Annotated in this window: 16 protein-coding genes and 1 pseudogene; 9 read left to right on the top strand and 8 right to left on the bottom strand. The window is 69.4% G+C overall.

Translation table 11 applies throughout. The annotated features are described in order from the left end of the window. Window positions 1–10: 10 nt before the first annotated feature. Window positions 11–1,063 (bottom strand): substrate-binding domain-containing protein, encoded by a 1,053-nt coding sequence (locus AC07AW_RS15275; RefSeq protein WP_478815906.1) that lies wholly within the window; start codon window positions 1,061–1,063, stop codon window positions 11–13. Window positions 1,064–1,597: 534 nt separating this feature from the next. Between AC07AW_RS15275 and AC07AW_RS15270 the strand changes: the two genes are divergently transcribed. Continuing rightward, window positions 1,598–2,566: a helix-turn-helix transcriptional regulator gene (locus tag AC07AW_RS15270; protein ID WP_478815905.1), complete on the top strand. Its 969-nt coding sequence runs from the start codon at window positions 1,598–1,600 to the stop codon at window positions 2,564–2,566. 41 nt (window positions 2,567–2,607) lie between these two features. On the opposite strand, the gene AC07AW_RS15265 is transcribed toward AC07AW_RS15270, so the two are convergent. Then, on the bottom strand, window positions 2,608–2,748 hold the full coding sequence (locus AC07AW_RS15265) for a hypothetical protein (protein WP_478815904.1): 141 nt from the start codon (window positions 2,746–2,748) through the stop codon (window positions 2,608–2,610). A 364-nt stretch (window positions 2,749–3,112) separates the two neighbouring features. On the opposite strand from AC07AW_RS15265, the gene AC07AW_RS15260 reads away from it, so the two are divergent. Together AC07AW_RS15260 and AC07AW_RS15255 are read left to right on the top strand one after the other, a co-directional pair. Further along, entirely contained in the window at window positions 3,113–3,757 is a 645-nt protein-coding gene (locus AC07AW_RS15260; RefSeq protein ID WP_478815903.1) for a hypothetical protein, read from the top strand. A 14-nt stretch (window positions 3,758–3,771) separates the two neighbouring features. Beyond that, window positions 3,772–4,317: a flavodoxin family protein gene (locus AC07AW_RS15255; RefSeq protein WP_478816253.1), complete on the top strand. Its 546-nt coding sequence runs from the start codon at window positions 3,772–3,774 to the stop codon at window positions 4,315–4,317. Between the two features lie 352 nt (window positions 4,318–4,669). Here the strand turns inward: AC07AW_RS15255 and AC07AW_RS15250 are convergent, their stop codons facing one another. Further along, window positions 4,670–6,469, bottom strand: a complete 1,800-nt coding sequence (locus tag AC07AW_RS15250) for an ATP-binding SpoIIE family protein phosphatase (RefSeq protein WP_478815902.1) — start codon at window positions 6,467–6,469, stop codon at window positions 4,670–4,672. A 762-nt stretch (window positions 6,470–7,231) separates the two neighbouring features. Between AC07AW_RS15250 and AC07AW_RS15245 the strand changes: the two are divergent. Continuing rightward, a pseudogene (locus AC07AW_RS15245) lies at window positions 7,232–7,815 on the top strand (SDR family NAD(P)-dependent oxidoreductase); the annotation flags it as partial. A 508-nt stretch (window positions 7,816–8,323) separates the two neighbouring features. Here the strand turns inward: AC07AW_RS15245 and AC07AW_RS15240 are convergent. Beyond that, a complete protein-coding gene (locus AC07AW_RS15240; protein WP_478815901.1) occupies window positions 8,324–8,524 on the bottom strand; it encodes a DUF5988 family protein in 201 nt (66 codons plus the stop codon). 374 nt (window positions 8,525–8,898) lie between these two features. Between AC07AW_RS15240 and AC07AW_RS15235 the strand changes: the two genes are divergently transcribed. After that, complete coding sequence (locus AC07AW_RS15235; protein WP_478815900.1) at window positions 8,899–11,577, top strand: SpoIIE family protein phosphatase; 2,679 nt, start codon at window positions 8,899–8,901, stop codon at window positions 11,575–11,577. A gap of 63 nt (window positions 11,578–11,640) precedes the next feature. Here the strand turns inward: AC07AW_RS15235 and AC07AW_RS15230 are convergent, their stop codons facing one another. From AC07AW_RS15230 to AC07AW_RS15215, 4 genes are all read right to left on the bottom strand, one after another. Then, window positions 11,641–12,513: an SMP-30/gluconolactonase/LRE family protein gene (locus tag AC07AW_RS15230; protein WP_478815899.1), complete on the bottom strand. Its 873-nt coding sequence runs from the start codon at window positions 12,511–12,513 to the stop codon at window positions 11,641–11,643. Window positions 12,514–13,102: 589 nt separating this feature from the next. Then, window positions 13,103–14,032, bottom strand: coding sequence for a tyrosine-type recombinase/integrase (locus AC07AW_RS15225; RefSeq protein ID WP_478815898.1), 930 nt, complete (start codon window positions 14,030–14,032; stop codon window positions 13,103–13,105). Between the two features lie 118 nt (window positions 14,033–14,150). Continuing rightward, window positions 14,151–15,119, bottom strand: coding sequence for a hypothetical protein (locus AC07AW_RS15220; RefSeq protein WP_478815897.1), 969 nt, complete (start codon window positions 15,117–15,119; stop codon window positions 14,151–14,153). Window positions 15,120–15,555: 436 nt separating this feature from the next. Continuing rightward, window positions 15,556–17,049, bottom strand: a complete 1,494-nt coding sequence (locus AC07AW_RS15215) for a long-chain-fatty-acid--CoA ligase (RefSeq protein WP_478815896.1) — start codon at window positions 17,047–17,049, stop codon at window positions 15,556–15,558. 162 nt (window positions 17,050–17,211) lie between these two features. Here AC07AW_RS15215 and AC07AW_RS15210 point away from each other — a divergent pair, with 162 nt between their 5' ends. From AC07AW_RS15210 to AC07AW_RS15195, 4 genes are all read left to right on the top strand, one after another. Next, a complete protein-coding gene (locus AC07AW_RS15210; RefSeq protein WP_478815895.1) occupies window positions 17,212–18,243 on the top strand; it encodes an AraC family transcriptional regulator in 1,032 nt (343 codons plus the stop codon). 332 nt (window positions 18,244–18,575) lie between these two features. Beyond that, complete coding sequence (locus tag AC07AW_RS15205) at window positions 18,576–19,634, top strand: beta-keto acid cleavage family enzyme (protein WP_478815894.1); 1,059 nt, start codon at window positions 18,576–18,578, stop codon at window positions 19,632–19,634. 66 nt (window positions 19,635–19,700) lie between these two features. Next, complete coding sequence (locus AC07AW_RS15200; protein WP_478815893.1) at window positions 19,701–20,675, top strand: quinone oxidoreductase family protein; 975 nt, start codon at window positions 19,701–19,703, stop codon at window positions 20,673–20,675. Window positions 20,676–20,755: 80 nt separating this feature from the next. After that, on the top strand, window positions 20,756–21,628 hold the full coding sequence (locus AC07AW_RS15195; RefSeq protein ID WP_478815892.1) for a TauD/TfdA dioxygenase family protein: 873 nt from the start codon (window positions 20,756–20,758) through the stop codon (window positions 21,626–21,628). Window positions 21,629–21,650: the final 22 nt, after the last annotated feature.

Below are 21,650 nucleotides of genomic sequence, written 5' to 3'. Positions count from 1 at the left end.
AGGCGCCGGGTCAGCCGCACGTGAGCCCGGATGTCTTCCAGTCGGAGGCGTCGACCATCTTGGTCGGCGCGAATGCCTCCTTCGGGAACCCCTTGCCGTTCTTGAGCTTGTCGTACATGGTCTGGACGGCGAGGGCACCGACGTCGGCCCCGTTGATGAAGAGGGCGGCCTTCATCCCGGACGGCCTTCCGGAGCTCCAGTTCTTGCAGGCCAGGTAGGCGCCGAGGCCGACGCCGATGACGTCGGAAGCCTTGAAGCCGGCGTTCTCCAGGGCGGTGACACCGCCCTGGACGTTCTCGTCGTTGCAGCCCCACACGATCCAGTGCTTGACGCCGGGGTTGGCGGTGACGGTCGCCGCGATCTTGTCCTGGGCACCGGTCGGCGTGTTGTCCGTCGGGACCGCGATGTTCTTCACGTCCGCGCCAGCGCCGTCCTGGAAGGCCTTCTCGGCGGCCTTCACCCGGTCGGTGCAGACGGTGACGTCCTGCTTCCAGGCGGACACGGTCCGGGTGTCGGCGGCGCTCCAGCCGGACTTCTTGAACTCCTCGGCGGCGCGCTTGCCGACCTCGCCGCCCATCTGGGCGCCGCTGAACCCGATGCGCGGCACCAGGGCGTCGGGAGCGCAGGCGGCCGGGTCCGGGCCGGTGGTGCAGATCTGGTCGTCGGAGGTGAGCAGCGCGACCTTGCCGTCCCTGGCGGTCTGGACGAGCTGGGGGCCGACCGCGGGATCGGGGACGACGACGATGAGGCCGTTCGTCTTCTGCGCGATGGCGGACTGCACCTCGCTGATCGTCTTGTTGGCGTCGTTGCCCAGGTTGACCACTCTCAGGTCGATGCCGAGCTCCTGGGCCTTCGCCTTGGCTCCTGCTGCCTCACCGATGAAGTACTCCTGGTCGCCCTGCTTCTGCAGATACGTCAGAGAGATCTTGCCCTCGACCTTCGCGGTGTCGTCGCCTCCGGGCTTCACGGTGTCCTGACCACTGGAACAGGCCCCGAGCGTCAGGGTGACGGCCGTTCCCAGAGCGACGGCTGCGGCACGTCGGCGGCTGCGACGAGTGGACATGTGCATTACTCCTTGAATAGACGGCTCGAAAGACGTGCGGTGGTGCGCGAGCGGCGACACATCGCCGCGAAGTCACGCGAAATCAAAAGGCTCGTGTCATCCCTGCACGCGCTTTCCGAGTCCGGGAAGCGACAGCGGCCTCGTCAGCAGGCCCGAGCCTCACCGACGAGAACTTCGAACATGGTCGAACAGAACAGCTCAAGAGTCAACGCATGTGCACCCAACAAACTTATGTGCAGCTGGAGTTGATGGAACCGCGCACAACTCGATCTCGGGCGCCGGACAGCACGAAACAACCCGCTCGGAGCCACAGCCGCACGGGCATACATGACACCGCCCGCTCAGGGAGCCTCATGTGCGGAAATGTTCAGCAGAGCGAGGCGGGACGGTCGGTCGTGCCGTAGGCAGAGTGTGCGAGTAATCGGCTTACGACGAAAGAGATCACGGTGTCGGATTCCGGCGTGGCGGAAAGAGGACAGGCCCCGTCCAGGGAGAGATCGCGGACGCGGACACCGGCCATGCAATAGTCGGAATGTGTATTCACTTCAAGGCATTGGGGTCAGCGCGACGGCCGAGGACGTCTACCTCTCCCTCGTCGAGCGTGGCCCGATGACGCCTGCCGAGCTGGCGGACGTCCTGCACGTGACAACGCCCGCCATGAGCGCGGCGGTCGGCGAACTCACCGCCCTCGGCCTGGTGGACCCGGACGGCGCGGGGCTCGTGGCCCAGCCGCCGCGTACCGCGCTCGACGCCTTGATGGAGAGCCGGACCAGGGAGCTCGCCACGCTGCGCGACGGCGTCGAGGAGCTGACCCGGTTCTGGCACGACCATCACGCCCAAGGCGCCGGCTACATCGAGATCGTCCGCACGGAGAAGGCCCGCACCGCGATCGGCCGACGGCTGTACGACGAGGCAACCGAGCAGATCCGCGCCCTCACGATCGGGTACACCGGCCGGTCGGCGCGCCCCAACATGCTGGCCCCGGGCTGCGAGGAAGCGCTGTCACGCGGCGTCAGGACCTCCGTCGTCTACGGCTCCCAGGTCCTGCGTGACCGGAACGCCCGAGAGGCTGTCCAGACCTCCGTCGACCTCGGTGAACAGGCGCGTGTCCTGACCGAAGTCCCGCTGAACATGGGCATCTGCGACGCCCGCTTCGCCCTCGTCGCTCCCCCCGCGAGCGACTGGTCCCGCCGTCACCACATCATCGTGCGGCGATCGGACCTCCTGAACGCGCTGATCGGCGTCTTCGAGTCGTACTGGCAGATCGCCGTCCCGCTGCCCAACGCCGTCGACACAGCGGACGACACCGGTACGGCCCCCAGCGCCGAGACCCGGCAGCTCCTCACGTGTCTCAGCGCCGGCCTGACGGACGAGTCGATAGCCCGCGAACTCGGCGTCAGCGAACGGACGGTGGGCCGCCGCATCAACCGCCTCCAGGAACTCCTCGGCGCACGGACCCGCTTCCAGCTCGGCGTCCAGGCGAGCCGCCGCGGCTGGCTCTGAGACAGGGATCCCCCTGCCTGCCCCCGCTCGGCCGCCTGCCGCTATCTCGGGCCGAAGGTGTTGAGGAACACCACGGGTTCACCGCCGAAGCGTCCGGCCGCGTCGATGGCGAGGGGCCGGGACTTCCCCGCCAGAATGACGAGCGCCGAACCGTCCAGGCGGAGAGTGTCCGGACCATTCACGGACCAGCGCACCAAGATCGCGTGCCACGGAACCCAGCGCGGCGCTGAAACGGAAGGCGCGTGACGACCAGGCGTAGGGGCCGACGCACACGCGCCAGAGCGTGAAGCCTCCCTCGACAGCGCAGTCGGCACCGGAGCCGGATATCCGAGGTCACTTCCTCGCGGCGCCGAACCGGCCAAGCGGAACGTTCGCGGTCACCGCCTCGATGCGGACCGGGCGTTCTTCCGCGCAGGTCGGCGCAGGGGGTGCCGTTGCCTCAGCGGAGTGTGCAGAGACGCCGGTGATGCGACTGGGGACCATTCGACCCCAGCGGGATGCCCGTCATGTGGACCAGACTGGTGGTGTCGGATCCGGGAGGTCCACATGAACACCCAGCCGAACGCCAACGCGGCAGCCGAGCCGCTCCTGCTCGACTCGGCTCTGCCCGGGTTCCGATTCTCCCGCCTTGAGTGCGCCGTGATCACCGCCGCGCCGGACGTCGTGTACGGCGCAGCCCGTGATCTGGACATGCTGTCCATACATTCACCGCTGTTCGACGCGGTCATGTGGGCGCGTGGCGTGCCGGACCGAGTGCGCCGTCGGCCCGTTGCCACACCGCCTTCGATGCGGGTATCCGATCTGTTCGAAACCGCCGCAGCCGGTGATCGAGCCGACGTGGAGGCCCAACCATGGGTTGCTCTGGGCGAGCGCGCGGGGCACGAGATCGTCTTCGGGGCGGTCGGCAAGGTGTGGAAGCCCACCATCGAGTGGCGCCGTGTCGAACCTGATGACTACCCGGACTTCGAGGAGCCCGGCTGGGCGAAGATGGCCGCCGCCTTCGTCGTCCACCCCTACGGGGTACGGCGGTCCCTCCTGACCTACGAAGCGCGTACCGCTTGCACCGACCCGGTCTCCACCACACGGTTCGGCCGCTACTGGACGCTAGTTTCTCCGGGCGTCGGCATCGTCCTGCGCAACGCACTGCAGGCGATCGAAGCGGCGGCGGAGACCGGAGAAGGAAGCACCTGAGGAGATGAGTCGTGATGCGTGCCGTGATCGTGTACGAGAGCCTGTTCGGCAACACGCGCGAGATCGCTGACGCGATCGGAGAGGGCGTGCAGCAAGCACACCCGGACGCCGACGTCGAGTGCGTGGCAGTGGCCGACGCCCTGCCCGAGCGCATCGGCCCCACCGACCTGCTGGTCGTCGGCGGGCCGACCCACATGCGGGGCATGACCACGGGGATGAGCCGGAAGATGGGGCTGAAGACCGAGGAGAAAGAAGCCGAAAAGGCAGAGCGTCCCTTCACCCCCGAGGAGGGCGCCGAGGGCCCTGGCGTCCGCAGCTGGTTCCACGACACGCTCCCGAAGGCCCACACCGGCACCCACGCCGCTGCGGCCTTCGACACCAGGGCGGACATGCGCCTGGCCGGCGCCGCCGCTGGCGGCATCGCACGTCGACTGCGCGGCCACGGTTATGAACTCGTCGCGGAACCGGAGGGATTCATCATCGAGGACACCGAAGGCCCGTTGCGCGAGGGCGAACTGGATCGCGCGAGGGCGTGGGGAGCGGCCCTCCAGATCGCTTGACTGACCCACAAAAGAGCCCCGGGCAGCACCCGGCGGTGAGCAGGGCGCCTCGACCGTCTTGCCTGGACGACATCGGCGTCCTCTTGGTCGCCCTGCGGGTGTTGCACGCGGCGATCTCCGGGAGCGAGGCGGATCCCAGGGGGCTCCCCGAGGGTTCGAAGGCCTCGGGGAGCGGTCCGGCGGCGTTGTCGCAGCCTCGGTGAGAGGGCTGGTGAGGGTAGGTGCGGCTGGCCACTCCCTGTGTGGCTCGGGATCGTGCGATGCACCGCCCGTACGGTTCCGTCCCGCTCCGGCTCGTCCGGTGACCGTCCCAGCGCCTCCGGTGGTCTTGGCGTCAGCGTTCCAGCCGTCCTCAGGAGGGCAGGTTCTGTTCCGCCCACACCACCTTGCCGGTCACGGTACGACAGGAACCCCATCGGCGGCACAACATGTTGATGAGCTGGAGACCTCGGCCGCCCTCGTCGCTGAGATCCGCGTGCTGGATCTGGGGCAGGTCGGGGCCTGTGTCCGAGACCTCCACGACAAGTCGGTCGCCGCGCAGCAGCCGGAGTCTGCCGGGCCCGTTGCCATAGCGCAGGGCGTTGCCGACGAGTTCGGAGACGACGAGTTCGAAGACGTCGGCGAGCTCCGTCAGATCCCACTCGGCGAGCTGGTCCGTGACCAGGCTCCGGGCGACGGACGCCGCTCGCCCTTCCTGCGGCAACTGCCACTCGCACAGATCGGCCGGGACATCCGAAACGGCCGTCGCGACGATGAGTACAGCCTCGTCAAAACGTGTGGCGTCAGCAGGGGCGCGCTCGATCAAGCCGCCGGCTTCGAGAGCCTCGGATGCCAGACCGCACGCCGTGGAGCGCAGACGCTCCATCTGGTGGTCGATGTCCGCTCGCCGGGACTTGACGAGCCCATCCGTGTACATGACCAGGTTGCCGCCCCTCGGCACTTTGACACGGATCGGGTCGTACGGGATCACTCCGGCCCCGAGCGGCGCGCCGACGGGTACGTCCACGAACTCGGCGGAGCCGTGTCCGTCAAGGAACAGCGGCGGGAGGTGCCCGGCGCTGGCCAGCGTGTAGGTGGAGTCGGCCGGGTCGAACACAGCGCAGAGGAACGTGGCTACCTGCTCGTCCTCCAGATCACGCGTGGCGAGGTCGAGCCGGGCCAGGACGCGCTCCGGAGCCATGTCCAGGGTCATCAGGGTGCGCGCCACCGTCCGCAGACGCCCCATGGTGGCGGCGGCCGGCAGACCGTGGCCCATGACGTCGCCCACCATCAGGGCCGTACGTCCGCCGGGCAGAGCCATGATGTCGTACCAGTCCCCACCCACGCCGTGGTGCGCCGTCGAGGGTGCATACTCGGAGTGCACGCGCAGCCCGGGCGTCACCGGGGTCGCGCGCGGCAGCAGTGCGCGTTGCAAGGAGATGACGTGCTCGCGCTCGCGCCCGTACAGCCGGGCGTTGTCGATGTAGACGGCGGCCTGGGAGGCCAGCTGTTCCGCCAGTGCGAGGTCGGTGGAGGAGAACGGTGGTGCTCCGCGGCCGCGGACGAAGTCCGCGCTGCCGAGCAACAGCCCGCGGGCGATCAGCGGCACGGCGAGATAGCTGTGCACCCCGGCGGCCCGCATCTTCGCCGCGGCGCTCTCCGTCGGCGCGACCTTGATGAAGTCGTCGCTCCGCATACGGCTCACCAGCACCGGCCTGCCCTGTCGCAGACAGTAGCGGTGGAGCAGCGTCTCGTGCGCCTCTTCGGCGCGGACGAAGGTCTCACCCACCGGAGTGGGCTCCAGGGAGGACAGCTCCTCGACGCAGCACAGCGCGGTGGCCCGCATGAGCGGGACACCCGTACCGGTCCACCGTGCGCCCTCGTCGCCCCGCAGGACACTCTCCAGGATGTCGACGGCAGCACCGTCGGCGAAGCGGGGCACGGTGAACTCGGCCAGCTCTTGGGCCGTGCGTTCCAGGTCGAGGGTGGTGCCGATGCTGGAACCGGCGGAGTTCAGCCAAGCGAGCCGACCTCGCGTCGTGAGCCGGTCGAGCGGAACCTCGCCGCCGCCCCGGGCCACTCGTCTGCGGGCTCCGGCCGAGCGGTGCCCCGCGGCACCCTTTCCGGCCGAAGCTCGGGCGGCCAGGCGCCGCCTCCCCTCGCCGCCGTTCATTCTTTCGACCTCCAGAACAGGAACTCGACCGCTGTTGATGCTCAGCATGCACCCTTTTTCGGCCGATCGGCCGACTTCCGGCCGGGGACTCGGCCGGTACGGCGCGGAGAGAGGAAGCGGCCCTCGGGTAGCAGGCGCGCCTCCTGGAGCGGGACCTCCGGTCCTCAGGCTTCCGCTCGCGGTACCAAGCAAGATCCGAACGCCCCATTCCTCGCATCCGTGGAAATCGACTTCATTTGATCTGCCAGGCCGCGGGCAGCCGTGAAGGAGAAGCCGGTGGACATAAACCGCAGCCCGCCGGCCCCCAGAGAGCGGTTGCCTGAATAACGGCGCTCCAGACGGGTTCCCCCGGTCGGTAACGCCGTCGCCCTCAGTCGAGCTTTTCCTTTTCGTCACCTACGGCAGGGCATGCGCACCTGCTGTAGGCCCCCCTCGTTGGACGGACCGGGAAACGCATACCGCCTTCGGAGTCATTTCCCCGAGCTACCGGGACCCGGCTCCCCGGGCCCCTGACACCTGACACCTGACACCTGACGAGCTCGCTCCGGCCTGTGCGGGCCTTCCACCCACCGCCGGGCAGGCGAGTGAGCGGCGCCCCTCCTGATGGCGCCAGGCCGGCTGTCAGGGCCGGCGCTCCCCCACCGATTCAGGAAAGTGATCGGGGCCAGCGCTGGTTCGCCGGCCAGCCCGGCCCCGGGGGCGGCGCGTGCCTAAGATCACCGGGACGGGGGACTGCGGACGAGGCACAAAGAGGCGGCTGACATGGCGGACGAGCGCGTGTACCTGGTGACCGGGGGCGGAACGGGGATCGGGGCCGCGACCGCGCAGTCGCTGTCCCGGGCCGGACACAAGGTGGCGGTGTCCGGGCGCCGGCCCGAGCCGCTGCGGCTGGTCGCCGAGGAGACCGGCGCTCTGCCCGTACCGTCGGACATCGGGGACCCCGCCGCGGTGGCCTCGCTCGTCGAAACAGTGGTCGCCACGTACGGGCGGCTCGACGGTCTGGTGCTCAACGCCGGCATCGGGCGGGGCGGCGGCGTGGGCGAGGTGACCCTGGAGGACTGGGACGAGGTCATGCGGACCAACCTCACCGGCCCTTTCCTGCTGACATGGCGGACCGCCGAATGAACCGTTTCGCCGACGAGGCGGGCCTGAAGGGGGACACTCTGGAGGCAGCGTACGAGGAGGTGACCCGGATCCTGCCCGCCGCGCGGCCCGGCGAACCGCAGGAGGTCGCGGAGGCGATCACCTGGCTGCTGTCGCCCGTCGCCTCGTTCGTGAACGGTGCGGTGCTCACCGTCGACGGCGGCGCGACCGCGCTCGACCCGGGCACCCTTGGCTTCGAGTTCCCGGGCACCCTTGGCTTCGAGTTCCGGATGGAGCCCCGCGCCCCGCGGGCCTGCCTGACCGACGGTTACGGCCGAGGTCGCCCGGCGCGTTCAACAGACCGGCCACCCCGCACGGTCGGGGGCAGTCGCGGTCATCCCGCACGGTCGGGACGACCATCGGCGCGTCGCTGAGTCGTCGTCCCGGCCGGGCAACAGTCCTCCCTCGCCAGGGTGAGGTTTCCCTCCCCTGAGACGGTGAGGATGCGAGAGTCCGGCGTCCCGGCCCGCGAGCTGCGTTCGACGGCGCTTCCGTTGCCGCGCATGGTGATCTCGCTGGTGACCGACGGCAGGCCGCCGGCCTCGTTTCCGCTGTCCGGTGCTGTGAGGACGTAGGTGCACCCGCAGGCCAAGTAGACAGATCGGCGGCGGAGCCGACCTCGTAAAGACCGGGACGCACGCATTGGGCGAATCGACTCGGTGGTGGCGTGATCCGAGTCCATGGCACCGGTCACGGCGCGGTCTGGCCGCCCTACTCGGCGATCTCCGTACGCTCCCACCATTCGTACACCCGCAGGGTTCCCTCCACGGTGTCGTGCCGGCGTTCGGTCTCTCTGAAGTGCTCGTATCCGCCGAGGTGCGGGATCTTCACGTCCTCGCCGTGAGTCTCGACCGTGACGATCCGCTCGGGGAGGTCGTCCGGCCCGCCTTCCAGCAATACCTTGTGCGCCATGGCACCAGTGTCACCACCCTCGGTGCGCATCGCATCCAGGAGACGTCCGCCGGGCCTACACCTCTGACGCAGGTGCCTGGAATCACCGGCCGAGCGCACCCCACCGGCGGTCGCACCCCCAGCGGCGCCGGCTTCTCGGCGACCAGGGTGGTGATCTCGGTGGCGCGTGACGGCGGCCGGTCCGGCGGCCGCCGGCTGCATCAGGCCGGCGCAGTGGGCTTCCGTGGCGTCGAACTCCTCGCCGATGAGGAGCCGGCAAGCGTTGCCCTTGGCGGGGCGGGTCAGGCCGATCAACAGAACGTGCCCTTGGGTCGGTCCGTTCCATGCCCGGCCGCCTGCTCGCCCGTCATTCGGGCCGGTGCTAAACATGGACTATGGCCGGATTCCTCGGCCGCCTGCGCTCCGCGTTGAGCGTCCACACCGTCGCCCGCCAGGTCTTCTCCCTCCAGGCGGCGATCGTGGTGCTCCTCGTCGTCGCCGCCGTGGTCGCTCTCGTACTGCAGTCCCGGGCGGACAGCGAGCGGGAAGCGCGCAACCGGTCCCTCGCCGTGGCCGAGACCTTCGCCAGCGCGCCGGGCATCGAGGAGGCCCTGGCCGGTCCCGACCCGACCGCGGTGCTCCAGCCACGCGCCGAGGAAGCGCGAAAGGCGTCCGGCGTCGACTTCCTCGTGGTGATGACCAAGGACGGGATCCGCATCACCCACCCGGATCCGGCACAGATCGGAAGGCACTACATCGGCACGATCGGCCCTGCGGCAGCAGGCGGGATCGTCAGGGAGACCGTGACCGGCACCCTCGGCCCGTCCACCCGCGCCGTGGTCCCCGTGACCGACGCCGAGGGCCATGTGATCGCTCTGGTGTCCGCCGGGGTCACGCTCGAAGCCGTGAGCGGAGTCGTCGATCATCAGCTGCCCCTGCTGCTCGGTGCCGCGGCGGCCGCGCTGGCAGTCGCCACCTTCGGTACCGCTCTGGTCGGCAGGCGGCTGCGTCGCCAGACCCGCGGCCTGGGGCCCGCCGAGATGACCCGCATGTACGAGCACCACGACGCGGTGCTGCACGCCGTGCGCGAGGGCGTTCTGATCCTCGACGGCGACGGTCGGCTGGTGCTGGCCAACGACGAGGCACGCAGGCTGCTCGGTCTGAGCCCGGACGCTGAGGGCCTGCTTGCCCGTGAGCTGGGCCTCGCCCCGGACATCGCCCGGCTGTTGGCTTCCGGGCGCTCGGCCACCGACGAGGTGCACCTGGCCGGGGACCGGCTGCTGGCCGTCAACCAACGGCCGACCGACCCGGGGGGCGGGCCGTCCGGCTGTGTCGCGACGCTGCGGGACACCACCGAGCTGCAGACCGTCACCGGCCGGGCCGATGTGGCGCAGGAACGCCTGAAGCTGCTGTACGACGCCGGAGGGGAGATCGGCACCAGCCTCGACGTCGAGCGGACCTCCCAGGAGCTGGCGGACTTCGCCGTCCCCCGGTTCGCCGATTTCGTCACCGTCGACCTGGCCGACCCCGTCCTGCGGGGCGAGGAGCCGTCGGAGGGCCGGGCGGCGATGCGCCGTGTCGCGTTCCGGGGTATCCGGGACGACACACCGCTGTACCCACCCGGCAGACTGATCCATTTCGTCCCGGCCTCCCCGCAGAGCCTCGGCTACGGCTCGGGCGAGACGGTCCTGGAGGCGGACATGACCGCCTTCTCCGGCTGGCAGGCTCAAGACCCCGAACGGGCCCGGGGACTTGTCGAGGCCGGCATCCATTCGATGATCGCGGCTCCGCTGCGCGCCCGCGGGGTCATCCTGGGTGTCGTCACGTTCTGGCGGTCGCGCAAGCCCGAGCCGTTCGAGCACGACGACGTGACACTCGCCGAGGAACTGGCCGCCCGTGCGGCTGTCACCATCGACAACGCCCGGCGCTTCACGCGCGAGCACACCATGGCGGTCACCCTGCAGCGCAGCCTGCTCCCTCGCGCCCTGCCGGAGCAGAACGCGCTCGACGTGGCCCACCGTTACCTGCCCGCGGAAGCGGGCAGCGGCGGTGTCGGCGGGGACTGGTTCGACGTCATCCCGCTACCCGGCGCCCGCGTGGCCCTCGTCGTGGGGGACGTGGTCGGCCACGGGCTGCACGCCGCCGCCACCATGGGCCGGCTGCGCACCGCGGTCCACAACTTCTCCTCCCTGGACATGGCGCCCGACGAACTCCTGTGGCACCTCGACGAACTGGTCACTCGGATCGACCAGGACGAGAGCGGCGACAGCGACGTCGCGCCAGTCACGGGCGCCACCTGCCTGTACGCGCTCTACGACCCTGGCTCCCAGCTGTGCACGATGGCCCGCGCCGGCCACCACGAGCCCGCCATCGTGCGCCCCGACGGCAGCGCGACGTTTGCCGCCGTACCGGGCGGCCCGCCCCTCGGGCTCTCCGAACTCCCCTTCGAGACCGCCGAGATACGACTCCCTGAGGGCAGCAGCCTCGTCCTCTACACCGACGGTCTCATAGAGGACCGCACCCGCGACATCGACGAGGGGCTGGAACTGCTGCGGCGTACTCTGGCTCACCCCGGCCGCACGCCCGAGCAGACCTGCAACGCGGTTCTGGACGCGTTGCTGCCCGAGCAACCCTCGGACGACGTCGCACTGGTGGTCGCCCGCACGCGCGCGCTCGACAGCGCCCGTACAGCCGCCTGGGACGTCGCGTCCGATCCGTCGGCCGTCGGCCAGGTTCGAGCCGCCGTCGCCCGCACGCTAGCCGAATGGGGTCTGAAGGAGGAGTCGTTCACCACCGAGCTGATCCTCAGCGAGCTTGTCACCAACGCCATCCGCTACGCCGCCGAACCCGTCCGCGTACGCCTGATCAGCGACCGCGCCCTGATCTGCGAGGTCTCGGACGGCAGCAGTACCGCTCCACACCTGCGGCGCGCGGCGACCACCGACGAGGGCGGACGGGGCCTGTTCCTGGTGGCCCAGTTCGCCGACCGCTGGGGCACCCGCTACACGGCGGACGGCAAGGTCATCTGGACCGAACAGCCACTTCTCACGGACACATCGGGCAACGACCGGTGATGATCGGTGACGACTACGGCCGTCGGCCGCTCCGCTCCCCACGTCGGCCTACGGGCATCCGCGTCAGCTGACGATCTTGATCGTCTTCATGGTGATGTGGGATTCGAGGCGCAGGACGGCGGGCAGGCCCCTGAGCTTGCCGATGAGAAGGGCTTCGTAGGCGGCGTACAGGGGGAACTCGGGAAGTGGGTGGCAGGCGCCGGTTTCGGAACCGAGTGAGTCCCCTGCACCCTCGCCGCACCGCGTGCTCGGCCGGTCATCGCTCTGCCCGGCCTCACGGGATCTCGTGGCCCCCCCGTCTACCCCCACTCGGTAGAGCCGGCCCGCCGAGAAGCCGCCGTCGCCCTGCCCGTACGTGATCTGGGTGGACAGGAGCGGTCCCGACGCAACAGCGGAGAAGGTGCCGCCCTCGGCCCGCCAGATCTGGCCCGCCGTGTGCGTGGCGATCAGAGGCCGGCCGCGGGCGTCGAGGGTTAGGCCGTCGGGGAGGGCGAGGGTGTCGGTCCCCTCGGTGGAGATCCAGCGCAGCGGGTGCCCGGGATCGGTCACGGGGATGCGGTAGAGGCCCGGGGCGACGGTGGTCTGGACGACGTACACCTGGCTCCCGTCAGGTACGACGGCGATGCCGCTGGGCTGCGCCACGCGCGCCCAGTCGTGTTCGACCCGGCGGTCAGGCGTGACGCGGCCGATGGTCCGGCCGCCCAGCGTCGTCGTGTACACCGTGCCGTCGGGCGCGAGAGCGACGTCGTCGATGCCCCCGAGCCCCGAGGCGTACGTGCTCACCGCGCCTGAATCCGGGTCCACCAGCAGAAGCTTCGACACCGGGAGGATGTCTCCCGTGAGCGAGCGGAGGAGGTCGTTGCCGGTGCCCACGAGCAGGCGCCCGTCCTCGCGTACGACGATCCCGCCGTTGAAGCCCCGGCTGAGGTCGCTCACAAGCGTCTGTCGCACCACGAGTTCGGCTGTGCGGGCCTTCTTCTCGGCCGCTGCACTGGCCCACTGTGCTGGGATGCGAGCCCGCTGCGGCTCGGCTGATGCCGGGGAACGACTTCCGACTCCGGACGATCTTGGACCAGCCCGTGGGTCCACCACACCCTCGATCCCAGATAGCCGGCGTCCGGGCAGCCAGCCATCTGCCCGTCCGGTCCCACCCCCAATCACTCACACTGCAGCCGCAGCATGACCCGAACCGGCGCCGGCAGACCCAGATCCGGACCATTTCCGGACCAGCCCCCGACAGAGGGCTGCGCCAACTATCGTTTCGCCTGGTCAGCGTGGGCGCAGCTGCTGTACCACCAGCAGACGAAGAACCTGCTGGTGTCCTACTCCCCGAAGAAGCTGGGCTTCTTCTAGCGACACGAAAGAAGGCGCCTGACCCGGGGTTTTCCCCGGGTCAGGCGCCTTCTGGGAGCGCCCGGCCCTTCCCATGGGGGAGGCGTCGAAATACTCCTCTTCCCCCAGTTCATCCCGCCCATGTCCCAGTCCTGACCAGGAGTTCCGGGCCATACACGGGCCAGTTTGCGGCTCAGCCCTTGGGGCTGCTGTCCTCGCTGCGCCGGCTCCACTCCTGCATCGACTCCTCGATGAGCCGGTTGGAATGCTCCTGAAGACCGTCCAGGAACTTGGCGTAGTACTGGAAGAGCACGTGGATGCTCTGGCCGGCCTGGCGCGCGCATTCGGCAGGATCCACGCCGGAGTGCAGCCAGAACGAGATCCCGGCGCGCCGGAGGTCATAGGGCCTCTTGGCGAGGAGCGTCGGCTGCTCATGGGGAGTCAGGACCTTCTTACGGGCCCGCTCCCACGTCTTGCCGTAGGCCGCTGCATCAACGTAGCCGCCGGCCTCATTGCGAAACACTCGGCCATCGGGCGCAACGCCGAAGCGATCGACGTGTTTTCGCAGTGTGTGCACGAACGACGGCGGTATCGGCACGGGACGTGTGGCCTTGACGGCTCGCCGCTTCAAGGAGTGCACTTCGTGGACCGCACCATCGTCCGTCCACTCCTTGCCGGCCGTGACGACACCTCCGCTCAGGTTGAGCATGCCCCAGCCGCTCTTCGGCAGATGGCACTGTGAGATCTGCAGGTGGATGACCTCCGCCGGACGCATGGCCGCGTAGTACATACAGCCGAAGAACGCCTCAAGGTGCGGGCCGCGGCCTTGTTGTTCGCCAACAGCGGTCAGCAGGCGAGCAACCTGGGTCGGGTTCGGCACGCAGGCCGGGTCCACTTCCTCGCTCACCCCAGGAACCTGCCACTTGACCCTTGCGAGCGGATTCTCCGCGAAGTATCCCTTGTCGACGGCAGTTCCGAGGACCTCGCTGAAGGCCGATCGCTTCCGCAGGGCGGTCTTCGCCGCGGCGGACTCTCCGTCGATCTTCCGGCCGAGCGCGTCCAACGCCCTGCGCACGACATCTGGTTCCATCAGCTCACTGACGGGCAGGGAGTGCCGCTTCATCCAGTCGATGGCATCCTGCCATTCAGCAGACGGCTCACTCTCCCAGGCTCGCTTGTTGAACGCCCATGAATACAGCGCGGCCGCAGAACCCTCGGCTCCGAGTAGCGCGCCCGGTGGATCAGAACAGCGAGTTGTCACCCCGCAGCCGGCGTCGCAGGAACGTGGCGAAGGTCTGGTCCTCCAGGCAGGTGAGGGCCGAGGCGTCCGGCTCGATGTAGGCGACGCGCCACTCCTCGGGGGCACCCTTGGCGGTGAGCCAGCCGAACGCCCGGCCCCCGACCTCTCCCCACTGCAGGAACAGCCCGTCCTCGTCCAGCCGGCGCAGTCCCGGGGTCCCCGGACCGCCCGAGATGGGGAAGATCCGTACGCCGGCGACGACGCCACCGGGGAACTCCCTCATGATCGCCAGGTAGTCCTCCGGGAGCGCGCCGAACGACTCACCCGCCCGGTCGAGCAGCTCCTCCGCGTACTGCCGGACGCCGGGAACGCCGATGCTCCGCACGCGGGTGACGATCTCCTCGACCGCCCCGATGTCACGGTTCGCCAGCACCATGGCCGTCACACGCTTGTCGTCGGCGACCTTCCAGAAGGTGCCCGCCTCGTACTCCTGGTACGTCTCGAAAGCGGGCGTTCCCTCGGAGCGTCCCGTGACGGCCCGCGCGACGAACTCCGAGGCGGAGAAGGGAAGGTCCAGCCAGAACTGGAAGTCGGTGTCCGTGAGGACGGTCGTCCAGTCCGCGGTGTCGGCGGCGGTGGTGTCCCACAGCAGCACGCCGTCGTTGGCGGTGCGCCCCCAGGGCACCATGCCGTGGGGCCGCGGGTGCAGCGGCAACCAGAGCTCCTGCTCGCGGCTTTCCAGGGCCTCCTTCATGTCCGCGATGCGCAGCGCGGTGTCCCGCGTGAAGTCCTCCAGGGAGCGCACGGGGACATCGGTCCCGCCGAGCAGCACGGAAGCCGCGATCACCCCCTGCGGCAGGACCTGGACCAGCAGCTCAAAGTCCTCGGGGACGACCTGGCCATACCCCTCTCCCTCCGGCCGCACCGGGGCGTCGAGACCCAGCAGCCGGACGACGTCGAGATGATTCATGTGTTCCTTCCTTGAGGCAGCGGCAATGGGGCGGCGGCCGCGACGCCGCTCACCCCACCGCCTCTTCTGCGCCGGATCAGTCCCTCGGGGGACTGACGGCTTCAGTGAGCCTTTTCCAAGCTGGCGGTGCTGGCGGCGAGTTGGACAGTCCTACACAACGACGAAGCTCCTGGTAGACGGGTTCTCGACCAAGATCACCCGTGTCTGCCAGGAGCTTCGCGTGCTTGTCTACCCCTCCTCGATCGATCTGTCCAGCCGCACGTTGCACATTAGGAATCACTGCTCGGCCGTGATCCATTGCGCCAAGTAGTCGATACGGCCGTTCAGCCTTCGTCTCCGGACCGGTCGCGGACCGGATTCCCGCCCAGGTGAGCCAGGCGGCAACCTCGTGAGCACGCCGAACCGGTCCGCCTCGCGCACCAGGGTGGCGGCGGCGTCAGGGAGCGGTGACGACGATCTCACGCTTGAGGATCTTGCCCGTGGGGCCTTTGGGGAGCTCGGCGGTGAAGGTCACGATCCGCGGGTACTTGTACGCCGCCACCCGCTCCTTGACGTAGTCGCGGATCTGGTCGGTCGTGACGTCCACGCCGTCGCGGAGGGCGATGACCGCCGCGATCTCCTCGCCGTGCACCTCGTGCGGCACGCCGATGACCGCCGCCTCGGCGACGGCGGGGTGCTCGTACAGGACCTCCTCGATTTCCCGTGGGTACACGTTGTATCCGCTGCGGATGATCAGGTCCTTCTTGCGGTCGACGATGAAGTAGAGCCCTTCCTCGTCGACGCGGGCCAGATCGCCGCTGTGGAACCAGCCGTCGCGGACCGCCTCGGAGGTCTCCTCCGGGCGTCCGAAGTAGCCCTTCATCACGTTCTCGCCGCGAATGACGATCTCACCGACCTCGCCCGGTCTCACCTCGGAGCCGTTCTCGGCGACGAGTCTCATCTCGACTCCGCGGATCGGTATCCCGATCGAGCCGGCCTTGCGTGTGCGGTCCGGGTGGTTGAAGGAGGCCACCGGTGAGGTCTCGGAGAGACCGTAACCCTCGAGCACGGTGGCGCCGAAGCGCCGCTCGAATCCGCGCAGCACCTCGACAGGGATCGCGGCGCCGCCCGAGACGGCTGTGCGCAGCCGGGAGGCGTCGAAGCCGTCGGGGAGCTCGGTGTGCAGCAGCGCCGAGTACATCGTCGGGACGCCGAGGAAGACGGTGACCCCGTCGCGGTGCATGATCTCCAGCGCCCGCCGCGGGTCGAACCGCGGCAGCAGGGTCAGCGTCGCGCCCGCGGCCACGGCCGTGTTGAGCGCACAGGTCTGCCCGAACGCGTGGAAGAGCGGCAGGCCGCCGAACAGGACGTCCTCGGGGCCGACACGCACCAGCGTCTCGGCGGTGGTGGCCGTGTTCGAGACCAGGTTGCGGTGCGTCAGCTCGGCTCCCTTGGGCGTGCCGGTGGTGCCCGAGGTGTAGAGGATCACGGCGGAGTCGTCGTCCGCCCGGTCGACTACGCCGGAGAGCGGTACGGCGGCGGTCAGCAGGTCGTGGAACGGCGAGGGGTCCGTCACCAGGCACTCGACCCCGACCTCGGCGGCGGCCTTCGTGACCTCCTCGGCGAACAGCGGGAACGCCACCGCGAGGCGGGCCCCGCAGTCGCGCAGGACGTATGCCACCTCACGGGCCTTGAGCAGGGGGTTCGTCGGCACGACCACGCATCCGGCCCTGAGGATTCCGTAATACACGACGGGGAACAATGGCGCATTTGGCATGCTCATGGCGATGCGGTCACCCGGCCGCAGACCACGCTCCCGCAGCACCGCGGCGAACCCGGCACTGGCGGCGTCCAGTTCGGCGTAGGTCAGGGTCGTGTCGTCGTGGCGTACGGCGACCTGATCGCGGCGGGCCGCCGCGGAGTTCACCAGGAATGCGGCGAGGTTGGTCATGTCGGCGGTCTCCTTCGGTTCGGCTCAGCCGTCGGCACGGTGCCGTCCGGTGACGGTCGCGGCAGCCGGCAATGAGGGGATGCTAGGGTCCGCGCCCTCTCCCTGCTTGACGTCGCGGGACGGGAAACTTAACTTCTCGGGACCGAGTACCTGGAGTACGCCATGAGGCCCCTTGTCCGTACCGCAGCACTGAACGGCTACGTCGAACTGAGCCGCTCCCTCGGCGTCGACCCTCACATGCTGATGAAGCGCGTGGGTCTGGACACCGCGGACCTCGCCGTCCAGGACCGATGGATCTCCGGCACGGCCGCGGTCCAGCTCCTGGAGCTCTCCGCGGCCGCGTCGCACCACGACGACTTCGGCCTGCGCATGGCCGAGCTCCGCCGCTTCTCCAACCTCGGCCCCATCAGCCTGGTCGTCCGCGAGGAGCCCGACGTACGCAGTGCGCTGGGACTGCTGCTCCGGCACGAGCACATGTACAACGAGCTCCTGCACGCGCGACTGTCCGAGCGGAACGGTCTGGCCACCCTCAAGGTCGACCTGAGACTCGGCGACACGATGCCGGCCCGGCAGGCGACGGAGCTGGTCGTGGGCGCCTTCACCCGCATTCTCCGGGGATTCCGTGACGCGCGGTGGCAGCCGCTCTCCGTCTGGTTCGCCCACCGGGCTCCGGCGGACCCCGGCAGACATCGCCGCCTGTTCGGCCCCGGCCTCGAGTTCGACCGCGAGTTCAACGGCATGGTCTTCTACGCCGACGACCTCGACGCCCCCAACGCCATGGCGGACCCGCAGCTCCGGACCTACGCCCGGCAGTACTTCGACACCATCGCCGCCGCTCCCCAGGACACCTCGATGGTGGACCGGGTGCGCGAGCTCATCGAGGCCCTGCTGCCGACCGGCAGATGCTCGATCGAGCAGGTCGCCCGCAGCCTCGGTGTCGACCGGCGCACCGTCCACCGTCATCTGGCCGCCTCGGGAGAGACGTTCTCGTCACTGCTCAACGCCACACGGATGCAGCTCGCGCAGCAGATCGTGGCCGGTCCCCGCCGTTCACTCACGGAGGTCTCCGACCTTCTGGGCTTCTCGTCTCTGAGCGCGTTCTCCCGGTGGTTCCGCGAACAGTTCGGGCGCAGCCCGAGGGAGTGGCGCAAAGAGAAGGGACAGGAGCAGGAGCAGGACTCCGGCCGGGGCTGACGCCCACGGAAGGACGACGGATGGTCGGTGCCTCGCCGCAGGGCCTGCTGTCCCCAAATGACAAGTCACCCGTCACCACGGGTCAAGCAGCCGCGTTCACCTGCCTCTACCTTGGCTGCACCGCACACAAGGTGGTCGCCCCCCCCGGAGGGAAGCCGGGCCGCTCCCCCGCAGCACGCTCCCCTCCGGGCCGGTCGATCGCCGCCAGGCCTGTGCGCCCGACGCTCTCGACGTTCGTCCCGATCCACTCCAGCCCCTGCCGCCCGAATGCTCCGGCATCGCGGCATCGACGGTCACGGTGGGTCACCACTCGCACACGAAGGAGAAGGACCGTGCACTTCCACGACGACTCGCTCTTCCCCGAGAACCAGGAGAAGCTGGTCATCCAGGCCGCCCCCTACGGGCCGGAGTGGCTGCCCGGCGACGCCGACGACCTGCCCCTGACCATGGACGAGCACGTCCAGGTGGCCGTCGACTGCTACAACGCCGGCGCCACGGTGCTCCACATCCATGTGCGCGAGCTCGACGGCAAGGGCTCCAAGCGGATGTCGATGTTCAACGAGCTGCTCGGCCGGCTGCGCGAGGCCGTGCCGGACATGGTGCTCCAGATCGGCGGGTCGATCTCCTTCGCCCCCGAGGGCGAGGGCGCCGACGCGAAGTGGCTGAGCTACGACACCCGCCACATGCTGGCCGACCTCACGCCCGCGCCGGACCAGGTGACCATCGCGATCAACACCAGCCAGATGAACATCGTCGAGATCATGACGGACGACGATCTGGAGGGCACCTCGATCGCGAAGCCGGAGTACTACCGGGCCTACCGGGACATGGTCGTCGAGGCCGGCCCCGAATTCTACCTCGAACACCTCAAGCGCCTGAAGCAGAACGGGATCCAGCCGCACTTCCAACTCGCCACCATGGCCCAGCTGGAGACCGTCGAGCGGCTCATCCGCACCGGCGTCCACACCGGCCCCCTCGTCCTCAACTACGTCGCGATCGGCGGCGGTTTCGCCGGACGGCACCCCGCCGACCTGATCGAGTTCATCCGCCGCGTCCCGGACGGTGCGGTCCTCACCATCGAGAGCTCCATGCGCGCCGTGGCGCCGATGAACGCGATCGCCATCGCCCTCGGCGTGCACGTCCGGGTGGGCAACGAGGACAACCTGTGGCGGCGCAAGGGCGAGCGGATGTCGTCCGTCGAGCAGGTCGAGCAGATGGTCCGGATCGCGAACGCCGTCGGACGCGACATCGCGACAGGTCCGGAGGCCAGGCAGATCTACAAGATCGGCGAGTACTACGTCGACACCGACGAGACGCTCAGCCGTCTCGGCATGGTCCCGAACCGCGTGCCCGGCCGGCGCGGCTTCATGCTGCGCGACCTCACGAGCTGAGCCGGCCACCGCCGCCGTACCCGAGAGTCCTCACCCACACCACCCACGAGCATCCGGAGCAGCCCCGTGGCACACGCCGTCCGCTTCTACGAGACCGGTGGCCCTGACGTCCTGACCTGGGAGGAGGTCACCGTCGGCGACCCCGGTCCGGGCGAGGTGCGTATCCGGCACGTCGCCGTCGGCCTCAACTTCGCCGACACGTACTTCCGTACCGGTCTCTACCCGGTCCGGCTGCCCGACGGCATCGGCGTCGAGGCGTCCGGCGTCGTCGAAGCGGTCGGCGAGGGCGTCACCCATGTCGCCGAGGGCGATCGCGTGACCTACACCGGCAGCCCGCTGGGCGCCTACTCGACCGAGCGGGTCATGCCCGCCTCGCACCTGATCAAGCTGCCTGACGAGATCAGCTGCGAGACCGCCGCCGCGATGACCATGCGCGGGCTCACCTCGGCTTACCTGCTGCGCCGGATCCACCCGCTGAAGGCGGGGGACACGGTGCTGATCCACGCGGCGGCGGGGGGCGTCGGCCTGATCGTCTCCCAGTGGGCCCGGCTGCTCGGCATCCGCGTGATCGGAACGGTCTCCAGCGAGGAGAAGGCGGAGATCGCCCGGGCCCACGGATGCGAGCACATCGTCTACTACCGGCGCGAGAACGTGGCCGAACGGGTGCGGGAGCTGACCGACGGCGCCGGAGTGCCGGTGGTGTTCGACAGCGTCGGCCAGGACACCTTCGACGGCTCGCTGGCCTCGCTCGCGCGCCGCGGCCTGCTGGTCTGCTTCGGCACCGCCTCCGGTCCGGTGCCGCCGATCGACGCCATGCGACTGGCCGTCGGCGGCTCCCTGTTCGTCACCCGTCCCGCCCTTGCGGACTACATCGCCGATCCGGCGGAGCGGGACGCCCTGGCCGGCGAACTGTTCGGCCACGTCGCCGCCGACCGCATCACGATCGAGATCAACCAGCGCTACGCCCTGAAGGACGCGATGCAGGCACATCGCGATCTGGAAGCCGGCCGGACGACGGGTTCCTCCGTCTTCCTCGTCTGAGCGCCTCACGCGGTACCGGGACCGGCCTTCGTCCCGGACCGCTCGTCCCCGAGGTGACCCTCATCCCAGGAGTGTGCACCATGCCCCAGACCCTCCGCGGCTCCCTCAGGGCCGAGCCGCTGACCTGCACCCTCGGCGCCGAGATCTCCGGCGTGAGTCTCGCCGACGCCGCCCGCGACGACGACCTCTTCGCCGAGATCAAGAGCCTGTTGCTGCGGTACAAGGTCCTGTTCCTGCGCGACCAGGACATCAGCCGCGCCGAACACGTGGCCTTCGCCCGGCGCTTCGGCGACCTTGAGGACCACCCCGTCGCCGGAAGCGACCCCGACCACCCGGGTCTGGTCCGTATCTACAAGGACCTCGACGATCCCGCCGAACACTACGAGAACGCTCTCCACACCGACGGCACCTGGCGTGAGAACCCGTCCATGGGAGCCGTGCTGCGCTGCGTCGAGTCGCCTCCGGTGGGCGGCGACACGATCTGGGTCGACATGGTCGAGGCGTACAACCGCCTCCCCGAGCACATCAGGACCCAGATCGAGAACCTGCGGGCCCGGCACAGCATCGAGGCGACCTTCGGCGCCGTCCTGCCGGAGGAGAAGCGCCACGCGCTGAAGGCGCGGTTCCCGGACGCCGAGCACCCGGTGGTCCGCACCCACCCCGAGACCGGCGAGAAGATCCTCTTCGTCAACGCCTTCACGACGCACTTCGTCAACTACCACACGCCCCAGAACGTGCGCTTCGGCCAGGACTACGCGCCCGGAGCGAACCTCCTGCTGAACTACCTGATCAGCCAGGCCGCGGTCCCCGAGTACCAGGTCCGCTTCCGCTGGCGGAAGAACAGCGTGGCCATCTGGGACAACCGCTCCACCCAGCACTACGCGGTCCAGGACTACTGGCCCGCCGTCCGCAAGATGGAGCGCGCGGGAATCGTCGGCGACAGACCGTTCTGACCTTTCCCCCCGAAGCAGTCGA

Source organism: Streptomyces sp. NPDC044003, assembly GCF_056435185.1.
This window is presented reverse-complemented; position numbering and strand designations above follow the sequence as displayed.

What these genes read in the sequence shown, in the direction of transcription:
- AC07AW_RS15275 (WP_478815906.1), bottom strand. Translation starts at nt 1,063, where the DNA reads ATGTCCACTCGTCGCAGCCGCCGACGTGCCGCAGCCGTCGCTCTGGGA.
- AC07AW_RS15260 (WP_478815903.1), top strand. Translation starts at nt 3,113, where the DNA reads ATGAACACCCAGCCGAACGCCAACGCGGCAGCCGAGCCGCTCCTGCTC.
- AC07AW_RS15255 (WP_478816253.1), top strand. Translation starts at nt 3,772, where the DNA reads ATGCGTGCCGTGATCGTGTACGAGAGCCTGTTCGGCAACACGCGCGAG.
- AC07AW_RS15250 (WP_478815902.1), bottom strand. Translation starts at nt 6,469, where the DNA reads ATGAACGGCGGCGAGGGGAGGCGGCGCCTGGCCGCCCGAGCTTCGGCC.
- AC07AW_RS15240 (WP_478815901.1), bottom strand. Translation starts at nt 8,524, where the DNA reads ATGGCGCACAAGGTATTGCTGGAAGGCGGGCCGGACGACCTCCCCGAG.
- AC07AW_RS15235 (WP_478815900.1), top strand. Translation starts at nt 8,899, where the DNA reads ATGGCCGGATTCCTCGGCCGCCTGCGCTCCGCGTTGAGCGTCCACACC.
- AC07AW_RS15225 (WP_478815898.1), bottom strand. Translation starts at nt 14,032, where the DNA reads ATGAAGCGGCACTCCCTGCCCGTCAGTGAGCTGATGGAACCAGATGTC.
- AC07AW_RS15220 (WP_478815897.1), bottom strand. Translation starts at nt 15,119, where the DNA reads ATGAATCATCTCGACGTCGTCCGGCTGCTGGGTCTCGACGCCCCGGTG.
- AC07AW_RS15215 (WP_478815896.1), bottom strand. Translation starts at nt 17,049, where the DNA reads ATGACCAACCTCGCCGCATTCCTGGTGAACTCCGCGGCGGCCCGCCGC.
- AC07AW_RS15210 (WP_478815895.1), top strand. Translation starts at nt 17,212, where the DNA reads ATGAGGCCCCTTGTCCGTACCGCAGCACTGAACGGCTACGTCGAACTG.
- AC07AW_RS15195 (WP_478815892.1), top strand. Translation starts at nt 20,756, where the DNA reads ATGCCCCAGACCCTCCGCGGCTCCCTCAGGGCCGAGCCGCTGACCTGC.